The 11,518-nt window shown below is 47.7% G+C and carries 3 protein-coding genes; all 3 read left to right on the top strand.

The annotated features are described in order from the left end of the window. Positions 1–5,217, top strand: a 5,217-nt coding sequence (locus QUA45_RS25635; RefSeq protein WP_333222567.1) for a PAS domain S-box protein, incomplete at its 5' end; no start/stop codon positions are given. 344 nt (positions 5,218–5,561) lie between these two features. Then, positions 5,562–9,749 (top strand): ATP-binding protein, encoded by a 4,188-nt coding sequence (locus QUA45_RS25630; protein ID WP_333222565.1) that lies wholly within the window; start codon positions 5,562–5,564, stop codon positions 9,747–9,749. Positions 9,750–9,854: 105 nt separating this feature from the next. Further along, entirely contained in the window at positions 9,855–11,177 is a 1,323-nt protein-coding gene (locus QUA45_RS25625) for a response regulator (protein WP_333146863.1), read from the top strand. The last annotated feature ends 341 nt before the right edge of the window (positions 11,178–11,518 follow it).

The following is an 11,518-nucleotide window of genomic DNA, read 5'->3' as shown; positions in this document are numbered from 1 at the left end:
GAAAAAACTACAGGCTACTCGACAGCAGAAGTAATCAATAAATATGTGTGGGATTTGTTCTTAATTCCCGAAGAAATAGATCCAGTTAAAACTGTTTTTACCAAGCTGAAAATCGAAAATTATAACAGCGAATATCAAAACTATTGGCGCACTAAAAACGGCGACAAGCGCTTAATTTATTGGTCGAATACTGTGACGACAGATGGCGAGGGTTTGGTAGAATATGTGATAGGAACAGGGATCGATATTACTGACCGCAAAGAAGCAGAAATAGCCCTGGCTTTATCCTACACTAAGCTAGAAAGTCGTGTTAAAGAACGCACAGCAGAACTAACAGTAGCTCAAGAAGCACTGCAAGCTCAAGAAGAACGATTTCGCTGTTTGAGTTCGTGTTCGCCAGTCGGCATTTTTATGGCAGATTTTGAGGGGCGCTACACCTATGCAAACCCTCGCTGTCAGGCTATTTGCGGCTTGAGTTTGACAGAACTTTTAGGAGACGGTTGGGAGAATTGCATTCACCCGGAAGACAGCGATCGCGTATTGGCCCGATGGTTGGATTATACTCGGCAAGGTGGCGAATATGCGATCGAGTATCGCCTGCAAACACCACAGGGGATTGTGCGCTGGATTAACGTTTGTTCCTCGCCGATGTTCTCCGACTCCGGCGAACTCATCGGACACGTGGGCACGGTGAGAGATGTCACGGAAAGACAACAAGCGCAAGCAGCTTTAGCAAGCAGCGAACAGCAACTGAGAACGCTGCTAGAAAATACGCCAGACATCATTATCCGCACGGACAAAGAACTGCGTTACATGTATGTCAATAAAGCAGTGGAAAGAAGCCAAGGAAAACCGCTTTCATTCTTTTTGGGTAAAACCAGTAAAGAAATAGGAATGCCGCCGGAACTGTGCCAACTGTGGGATGAAACCCTGCACAAAGTGTTAGAAACCGCTCGAGAAGAAATTGTCGAATTTCAGGCTTTCTCAACTAACGGCATCCGAAGTTATCAATCCCGCGTAGTTCCCGAATTGGACAAAAATGGCGTACCAGAATCGGCCTTAATTGTCGCCCGCGATATCACAGAAATAAAACTTGCAGAAACTCAAAGATTGCAGTTAACAATCGAGCAAACAGCGAGGGAAAAAGCGGAAATAGAACAGCAGCGCTCGGCATTTTTAGCAGAAGTCAGCAAAATGCTGGCTGATGCGTTTGACGGGGAAACGGTGCTGCAAAAGGTAGCAGAATTAGCAATAAATTCGATCGCCGACGGGTGCTGCATTCATTTGACCGAAACCGACTCAAACGTGCGTCGAGTCGCTGCGGCTCACGCAGAAGCCTCTATAGTTGATAGTCTGAATAACTTGAGAATCCGAAGTTTGAGCGCCGACAATGGTGTTAACGGCTATCCGCTGGTAATCCGCAGCGGGAAATCCGAACTAATTACCGAAGTGGATGAGGAGATTCTAGCAGCAGGAGCAGAAAATGCCGCAGAAATGGAAATATTGCGATCGCTCAATATCGGATCTCACGCTTGCGTACCGCTGAAAGCCCGCGGGCGGGTAATGGGTTCCATCACTTGCTTTACCTCAAAGTTGGGCCGCCGCTACAGTGCAGAAGACATGGCAATGCTAGAAGATTTAGCATACCGCGTGGCGATCGCCCTAGACAACGCCAGACTTTACGCAGAAGCGCAGCAAGCACTATCTCAAACATCGCAATCCTTTGCCTTAATTGACTCGCTCTTAGAAGCATCTCCCTTAGCGATTTGCTTTATGGATCGCGAAATGCGCTTCATCCGTATCAATCAAGTATTAGCCGAACTCAACGGTTTCCCGATAGAACAGCATCTCGGTCAAGATTTCCGGCAATTGTTGCCCGAACATGCAGCCAAATTTGCGCCGATAATTCAGCAAGTTTTAGACACCGGCCAGCCTGTTTTAAACTTAGAAATGAGCGGCGAACCTGATGGGAAACCGGGATATTTCGGTTACTGGCTCGCCAACTACTACCCAGTGAAAAATGAAAGAGAAGAAATAATCGGAGTCGGGCTAATTATCACAGATATTACCGCAGCCAAACAAACAGAATTAGCTTTGCGGGAAAGCGAAATGCGCTTCCGCAGCGTGGTAGAGTCTAACATGATCGGCATCGGTTTCTGGGATGCCAGCGGCGAAGTTACGGACGCTAACGACGCCTTGCTGGAAATGATTGGATATACGAGGGAAGACTTAGTTTCAGGACGGATTAGCTGGATCGATATCACGCCGCCGGAATACGGAGAACTCGATCGCGCCGCCATCGCTCAAATCGCAGCAGGAGTAAGTTGCGCGCCTTACGAAAAAGAATACATCCGCAAAGACGGCACGCGCTTCCCAATTTTAGTCGGCGCCGGAAACTTCCAAGGATGCACAGACAAAGGATCGTTCTTCGTGCTGGATATCACCGATCGCAAACAAGCCCAAAAGCAACTTCGAGAAAACGAAATACGCATTCGCCGCCAACTAGCAGAACTCGACTTAGTTTACAACACCACACCAGTCGGGCTGTGCTTTCTCGATACCAATTTGCGCTACATCCGCATGAACCAATGCCTTGCTGCGATCAACGGCCGCACGATCGCAGATCACATCGGGCGCACCATCAGAGAAGTGATTCCCGAAATTGCCGATATGGTAGAGCCGATTTACCGCCAAGTGCTGGCGACGCAAACCCCCGTACTCGACTGGGAAATTAAGGCCGAAACCAAGCAACAGCCGGGAGTTTTGCGGGATTGGCAAATCAGCTTTTACCCAGTGAGCGATGAATCAGGAACACTGCTGGGAGTCAGCAGCGTGGTTGCCGAAATTACCGATCGCAAACAAGCAAAACGGGTAATGCAGCAAAGCGAAGCGATATTCCGGCGGCTGTTCGAGTCAAATATTTTCGGAGTCGCGATCGGCGATTTTAGCGGCCGCATCGCCTACGCCAACCAATCCCTGCTCAACATGGTCGGCTACACCCGCTCAGACCTGCTCTCCGGTCAAATGCGGTGGGACATCATGACCCCCCCCGAATACCTGCACCTAGACGCCCTGGCGGCCGGGGAACTGCGGGCTAAGGGAGTCGCAACTCCTTTCAAGAAAGAGTACATCCGCAAAGATGGCAGCCGCGTGCCGATTCTGATGGGCGGAACCACTCTGTGCCCGGACGATCGCGAACCAGAGACGATCGTCGCATTCTACATCGACTTAACCGAGATCTCCCGCGTGGAAGCAGAACTCAAACACAATCAAGAACGGCTGCAAATCGCTCAGCAAGCAGGAAAAATCGGAACTTTTGAATGGAACGTCCAAACCGGCGATATCGCTTGTACACCGGAGTTAGAGGTTTTGTACGGGCTGCCGGCCGGTGGTATCGACAGCTATCAAAGTTGGGTGGAAATGGTGCATCCAGACGATCGCGCTTTGACTCAAAAGCAGGTAAAAGCTGCGGCGGTGTCCGGGGAGGAATTAAACATAGAGTTCCGCATCTGCCGCCCGGACAAAAGCGTGGGCTGGATTGCTTGCAGGGCGAAGGTGTTTCAGGACGATCGGGGTTTGCCTTTGCGGATGATCGGGGTGAACGTCGATATCACCGATCGCAAACAAGCAGAAGCCGCGCGATCGCACATCAATCAAACTTTAGAAGCCTTGATTCATGCTTGTCCCCTAGCAATTACCGTTTTGGACTGCGACGACGGGACTGTGAAAATGTGGAACCCAGCGGCAGAGAGGATTTTTGGCTGGCATGAATCAGAAGCGGTAGGTCAATTCGTGCCCTGCGTTCCCGCAGACAAGCGGGAGGAATTCACGGCTAATTTGAAAAGAATTCGCCAAGGAAAGGCGATCGCCGGCATGGAAACCCACCGCCAAAGGAAAGACGGCCGCTCGATCGACATCAGTTTGTGGGCAACTCCAGTCCGCGACACCAACGGCAACATCAACTGTATGTCGATCGTCGCCGACATCAGCGATCGCAAGCAAGTCGAGGCCCAACGCGCTCAGTTGCTCGAGCGCGAACAGGCCGCGCGGGCGGAAGCAGAAGCGATCAGCCGCCGGAAAGACGAGTTTCTAGACTCTCTTTCCCACGAATTGCGAACGCCTTTAAATGTGATTCAGGGGTGGGCGCAGATCCTGCGCGCCCACCCCTACAACCAAGATAAATTAGCTTGGGGTTTGGAAGCCATTGAGCGTCAGTCGAAGGTGCAGATCCAGCTAGTGGAAGATTTGCTCGACGTTTCCCGGATTATTCAAGGCAAGCTGGCACTTAAACCCGGCTGGTTCTACATGGTAAGGACGATCGAGGCTGCTCGTAATTCAGTTCGTTTGGCAGCCGAAACCAAGTCTGTCACCGTTTCGTTAGAACTTGACCCCGCAGTCGGCTTGATGTGGGGCGACGCCCAGAGGTTGCAGCAAGTAGTGTGGAATTTGCTGACTAACGCGGTGAAGTTTACGCCTTCGGGGGGAAGTGTGCAACTGCGATTGTCTGCGGTAGCTGTTAGCGATGCCTCACCACCCAATTACGTGCAAATTACTGTCAGCGATACCGGAAAGGGCATTTCTGCTGAGTTTCTGCCCTACGTGTTCGATCGCTTCCGACAAGCAGACGCCTCGAAAACTAAGGCTGATAGCGGTTTGGGACTGGGATTGGCGATCGTCGAGCACTTGGTGCAACTCCACGGGGGGACTGTGACTGCAGAAAGTCCCGGTAAAGACCAGGGTGCGACATTTACGGTAATGCTGCCATTCAAACAGCCTCGGAGTAAGCAGCCGCAGTTGAGAGGAGAAAGGAAATCCAATCCAATCCGTCCTGGTATTTTGACTGGTTTAAAGGTGTTGGTAGTTGACGACGAACCCGACAACCGCGAGCTTTTGATGGTTGCGCTGCAACAGTGCGGGGCGACTGCGACTGCGGCTGCTTCGGCTGCGGAGGCGATCGACATTTTACAGCAGTCGCCGCCGGATATTTTAGTTAGTGATATCGGTATGCCCGTTGAGGACGGCTACTCGCTGATCCGCAAAGTGCGATCGTCCGCATCCGACCAAATCAAGCGCTTGCCGGCCGTGGCGCTGACAGCTTATGCTAGCGAAGAAGACCGCGATCGGGCGATCGCCACTGGTTACAACGAACACTTAACAAAGCCGATCGAGCCCGCTCTCTTCGCCGCCGTTTTAGCCAAGTTAACAAATTTACAGTAAGGCGATCGGGTTCAATGAACGCACAAATAAGATCGTTTCTGTTTGATTCCGATTTGTATGATGTTAAATCTTTTAGGGGCGGGTTTACCAATAATAATTGCCCATAATCTACAATCTTATAAACCCGCCACCACTGCCTTTTTATTAACCACATGATGACCCATATACGCAAAGCAATTAGAAAATTTATCACAGTTTTTGCAAGTAACAATGAATCAAATTTCCAACAGCTAGAAACAGAACTAACAGAATCAAATTTTCCCATCCGCGCCCAATCTTCGCTAGTAGTTTGCTGTATTAAACCGGGCGGCAATTTTCCCAGTTTTTAGGGCGCGCCAATTGCCGTGAAAGGCACGCTACAGCAGTTAAAATACGATTATCAGCGCAATTGGTTTACGCCCATGCCCATTTATCACTTCAACCGCCTAACCGCCAAATTTTTCAGCAAGCTTCCGCTGCGAACGGTTCTGATTGTTCCGTTAGTTTTGCAAACGGTAAGTGTAGTTGGGCTAGTGGGCTATCTTTCTTTCAAAAGTAGTCAGGAATCAGTCGAGGATGTGGCGCATCAGTTAATCGAACAAGTAGCAGAGCGAATTAGCGATCGCCTCAGCGATAATAATGGACTTTCGGCAATCAATACCTTTCTGGCTAGGCTGCACTTCTCGGCTTCAGGACAAACTTTTATTATGGATCGATCGGGTAATCTGATTGCCACATCGACACTAGAAACACCCTTGGTGACGCCCGCAACAAAAAAGCAACCGACGCCATTGCTAGCCACCAACAGCAAGGATGCCCGAACGCGAGATATTGCTCGACAACTCGCCAACCGATTTGGTAACTTCCGCACCCTGCAAACAACCGAGAAATTGACCCTGGCGAACAAGGGCGAGAGGCAGTTTGTCCGCCTCACTCCCTATCGAGATGTCCGTGGTTTGGATTGGTTGATTGTGGTGGTTGTGCCAGAGTCTGATTTCATGGGGCCGATTCAAGCAAATACGCGCAACACATTGTGGTTATTGACCGGTACACTGCCGCTGGCGATCGCGATCGGATTGTTGACTTCCCGTTGGGTGACAAAACCAATTATGCGCTTGAATACCGCCGCCAAAAATCTTGCAAAAGGAGAATGGGATCGACCTTTAGAAATTAGACGCTTGGATGAAGTCGGAGAACTCGCCCACTCCTTCAATCTTATGGCAGTGCAACTGCAACAGGCTTTTGCAGACCAAAAATCTTTAAATGAAGCTTTAGCGCACAGCGAGAGCCAACTCAAGCAATTTATCGAAGCCATACCTGCAGGAGTATCTATTCACGATGCCTCCGGTAAAGTCGTGTACTTCAACGAAACTGCCAAGCATTGGCTCGGCGTAGAAACTATCCCCGATGCGACTTTAGAAGAAGCAGTAGAAGTTTATCAAATGTACCGCCAAAACCAGCCGTATCCAATTGAAGAACTGCCCGCATTCCGAGCACTGCGCGGCGAAACCGTATTCCTTGAAGATATAGAACTTTATCGAGAGGGGAAATTTATTCCTTTTGAGGTGCGCGCCACACCCATTTTCGACGAAGGCGGAAACATTATTTATGCCATCAATGCTTTTTATAACATCACACAGCGCAAACAATATGAAAAAATCTTAAGCGACTACAATCGCACTTTAGAAACCGAAGTTTCCGAACGTAGCTACGCCTTAGCTGGTGCTAACGAACTCTTACAATCTGAAATTGCAGGTCGCAAATTGCTCGAACAAAAACTTTACAGTTCTACTGAGCAATTTGTGAAAATATTTGAGTCTATTACAGATATTGTATTGATTTTTGATGTGGAAGAAGAAACTATCCAAATTATACCTACAAAAGGAATCTTTCAATACAACTATCACACCAATCAGATCGACTCCATCATCGAACAATTTTTTGATGAGGAAAGCGAGGAGATTTATTTCGCTCAAGTTCTACAGGCATTGGAAGTTCAACAAACTATTAGTTTTGATTACAGTCTGCAGATTAATAACCAAGAAGTTTGGTTTGCTGCTAAAATTTCGCCGCTGTCGGATAGCTCTGCGGTTTGGGTAGCCCGCGACATTAGCGATCGCCAGTTGGCGGAAGCCCGACTGCTGGAAGCCCAAAAAATTGCTCGTATTGGCAGTTGGGAACACGATATCGCCACAAAAAGAACTACTTGGAGTGAGGAACTATATCGCATTTATGAGCTAGATCCTACTCAAAAACCGCTGCCAACCGAACAATTAATTCAGCGTTTTCATCCAGAAGATCGATCGCGCTATCTGGCAATTGTGCGCGAGCAAGCTATGTCAGGACAAAGCTTTGAAATTGATCTGCGGCTGATCCGAAGAGATGGCTCGCTCAGTTACATAGAAGTTCGAGGGAAACCTGTTTATGATGAAAAAGGGCAGTTGATCCGTTTGTTCGGCACTGTCTTGGATATTAGCGATCGCAAACAAGCCGAGTCAGCTTTGCGAGAAAGCGCCCGGGGAGAACAAGCCATCGCCCGATCGATCGATCGCATCCGTCAATCCTTAGATATTGACACAATATTCAAAACCACAACCTCGGAACTGCGACAAACCCTAAAATGCGATCGTGTCGGTATCTATCGCTTTAATCCTGATTGGAGCGGAGAATTTGTTGCCGAATCAATGGCTGCCGGCTGGATATCTCTGATGCAACCTGACGATTTTAGTGTGCCAAACACTGTCGTCGAAGACTCTCGCTGTACCGTGAAAACTATGCAAGCCGGCGGTACACCAGTGCTGGATACCTATCTACAAAAAAATCAAGGCGGTATGTACGCTAGAGGCGTTCCTTACCGCATAATTGAAGACATATACAGCGCTGGCTTGAGTCCTTGTTACCTAGAACTGTTAAAACAATTTCAAGCTCAAGCCTACGTTATTTTCCCCATATTTTGCGGCAGTCAACTTTGGGGTTTGCTAGCCAGCTATCAAAATTCTGGACCCCGCACTTGGCGCGAAGCAGAAATCAATATTGGGCTGCAAATTAGCACCCAATTGGGAGTCGCCTTACAACAAGCTCAATTGCTCGAAGCCACTCAAAAGCAAGCAGTGCAGCTTCAACAAGCCGCCTGGGCCGCAGAAGCCGCAAACCTTGCCAAAAGCACTTTCCTCGCAAATATGAGCCACGAACTTCGCACCCCGCTAAACGCAATTCTGGGATTCTCCCAATTGATGCAGCGCTCTACCAACCTCACTCGCGAACAACAGGAAAATATCCGCATTATCAACCGCAGCGGAGAACACTTGCTCGCTCTAATTAATCAAATATTAGATTTAGCCAAAATAGAGGCGGGACGCATTACAATCAACCCAACAGACTTTCAATTAAGCAGCCTGTTGAACGATTTGGAAGAGATGTTTCAACTCCAGGCAATGGAGCAACAATTGCAGTTAATATTTGACTGCTCTAGCGAAATTCCCGAATACGTGCAAACCGATCAACTTAAGTTGCGTCAAGTTTTAATTAATCTGCTTTCTAACGCGATTAAGTTTACCAAAGAAGGAAGTATTGCGGTAAGAGTAAGTGCGGTGAGGGAGAGTGAAAAGCAGCAAATACCAATCAGTAATTACCAATTACATTTTGAAATAGAAGACACTGGCTCCGGCATGGCTCCTGATGAGTTAGATAAGCTTTTCCAAGCCTTTGTGCAAACCAAAACAGGAACCAAATCTCAGCAAGGAACAGGCTTGGGGCTGGCTATCAGCCAACAGTTTGTCAAGCTGATGGGCGGCGTGATTACTGTACGCAGTGAAGTAGGACGCGGCACCACCTTCGCGTTTGATATCCCCGTCAGTGCCGTTGATGCCCCGGCGACTCAACCCGTAGAGCCACCGCGTCGAGTGATAGCCATGGAACGCAACCAGCCGCGCTATCGTATTTTGATTGTGGACGATCGATCGGACAACCGCCAACTGCTGATCAAACTCCTCGCTGGCTTTAACTTTGAACTCGAAGAAGCCAGCAATGGCATGGAAGCTATTGAAATGTGGTCGAGTTTTGAGCCACACTTAATTTTTATGGATATGTGGATGCCCGTGATGGATGGACATGAAGCGACCAAACGCATTAAAGCCACCGTTAAAGGTCAAGCTACGGCAATTATTGCCGTGAGTGCCGGTAACGCCGAGGAAGGGCAAAGCGTTACTGTATCAGATGATTGCGATGACTTTATCCACAAACCCTTTCGAGATACAGAAATTTTTGCCACCCTGCACAAACATCTGGGAGTGCGTTACATTTACGATGAACCGGAGAGTGTTCCCGAGTCAAATCAAACCGAGGTTCCTACTCCAGAGACTCTGGCAGTTTTACCTGCAGATTGGCTGGCAGCTTTAGAGAAAGCCACAATTGAGTGCGATTTAGAGTTAATTCTGATCCAAATTGAGCAAATTCGCGATCGCAATGACGGTTTAGCTAGCGCTCTAGCCACATTGGCTAATGAGTTTCAGTTCAATCAAATACTAGCTCTCATCCATCCCGAAGCAAAATAATAAGGATATGAGATAGGTTTGTAGTGAGTACGATCGTCCTCATAAAACCCCATCGGGCGATCGTACTCACTACAAACCTATAAAGGTTATTTTACCCAACTAAATATGAATTGCGAACCAACTCCCGTCTTAAAAGGGAATATTTTAATTGTTGATGATATTCCGGCTAATTTGCAACTTTTAGCTCAAATACTCTCGCAGCAAGGGTACAAAACACGCACCGCACCCGACGGCAAACTAGCGCTGCGGTCGATCGAGTTAACTCCTCCTGACTTGATTTTGCTCGACATCATGATGCCCGGTATGGACGGCTACAAAGTCTGCGAAGCATTAAAAGCTTCTCCCACAACCAAAGATATTCCAGTTATTTTTATCAGTGCTTTGAATGAAGTATTAGATAAAGTCAAAGCATTTGAAGTTGGTGGTATAGATTATATCACAAAACCGTTTCACGAACAAGAAGTTCTCGCCCGCGTCTCAAATCAACTCGTGCAGCGCCAGTTGTTCCAACAAACCCAATCCTATGCCAAAGAACTCGAACAAACCGTAACTGAACTAAAGAAAACTCAAGCTCAGTTAGTACAGAAAGAAAAAATGGCTTCTTTAGGTCAGCTAGCGGCAGGAATTGCTCACGAAATCAACAATCCCGTAAGCTTTATCTACGGCAATATTGCTCTAGCGGCGGAGTATGCGCGAGATTTGCTTCGCCTCGTTGAATTGTACCGACATTACTACCCCCACCCCGTTGCAGAAATTATTGGGGAATTGGACGAGATTCAACCCGAATTCATCGCAGAGGATTATCCAAAACTGCTGAATTCGATGACAGAAGGTGCTTCTCGGATTAGCGAAATTGTCATGTCTTTGCGGAACTTCTCCCGCCTTGGCGAACAAAAGTACAAACCAGTGGATATTCATGAAGGCATTGACAATACTTTAGTTATTTTGCAGCATCGGTTGAAGGGAGCAAACAAAACGGGTGAGATAGAGGTCATTAAAAACTACAGCCAACTGCCAAGAGTCACTTGTTACGCCAGTGAGTTAAATCAGGTGTTCATGAACCTGCTAAGTAATGCTATTGATGCCCTGGAAACTCAACCTTCTCCCCGAAAAATTACCATCAGCACTTCAGTAGGTTTTGAGTCAGAAGCTGCGCTGCACAATCACGATTCAATATTAGTCACTCCAAACAATCAATCCGTTGTGATTAACATTGCCGATAACGGTTGTGGGATGAGTGAAGAAGTGCGCCACCAGATATTTGACCCATTTTTTACTACGAAGCCTGTAGGCCGAGGTACTGGATTAGGGTTGGCAATCAGTCACGATATTGTAGTGGAAAAACATCGAGGTCAAATCAGTTGTATTTCTACTCCGGGTCGAGGAACCGAGTTAATTTTGCAGATTCCGATATCTGTTAAATTTTAATAAATTTTAACCTTTTAAAATTTAATCAAACCCAGAGAATATATCACATAGATTGTACGCGAGCATCTGTAGGGAAACGGCATTAAGCTGTAGTGCATTTAAATTGTATATTCAGGGCGGGCGGGACACCCCACAAGACTTTGATTTTTTTGACACACAATTTCAATGCCGCAACAGCTTATTGGTATTCACTTAAGGTAAAACCGATATTCCGCCAGTCCGTCAGGGAATTCATTCCCTGGCGGACTGCCGGGTGAGCGGTATTGGTAGTGCTTTTATGTAAAGGATGGAGAAAATAGAGGCGGTTGAGCCTTCAGAATTGCTAATCGGATTTGGTGATT

Source organism: Microcoleus sp. Pol12A5 (genome assembly GCF_036701435.1).
Taxonomy (GTDB): domain Bacteria; phylum Cyanobacteriota; class Cyanobacteriia; order Cyanobacteriales; family Microcoleaceae; genus Microcoleus.
This window is presented reverse-complemented; position numbering and strand designations above follow the sequence as displayed.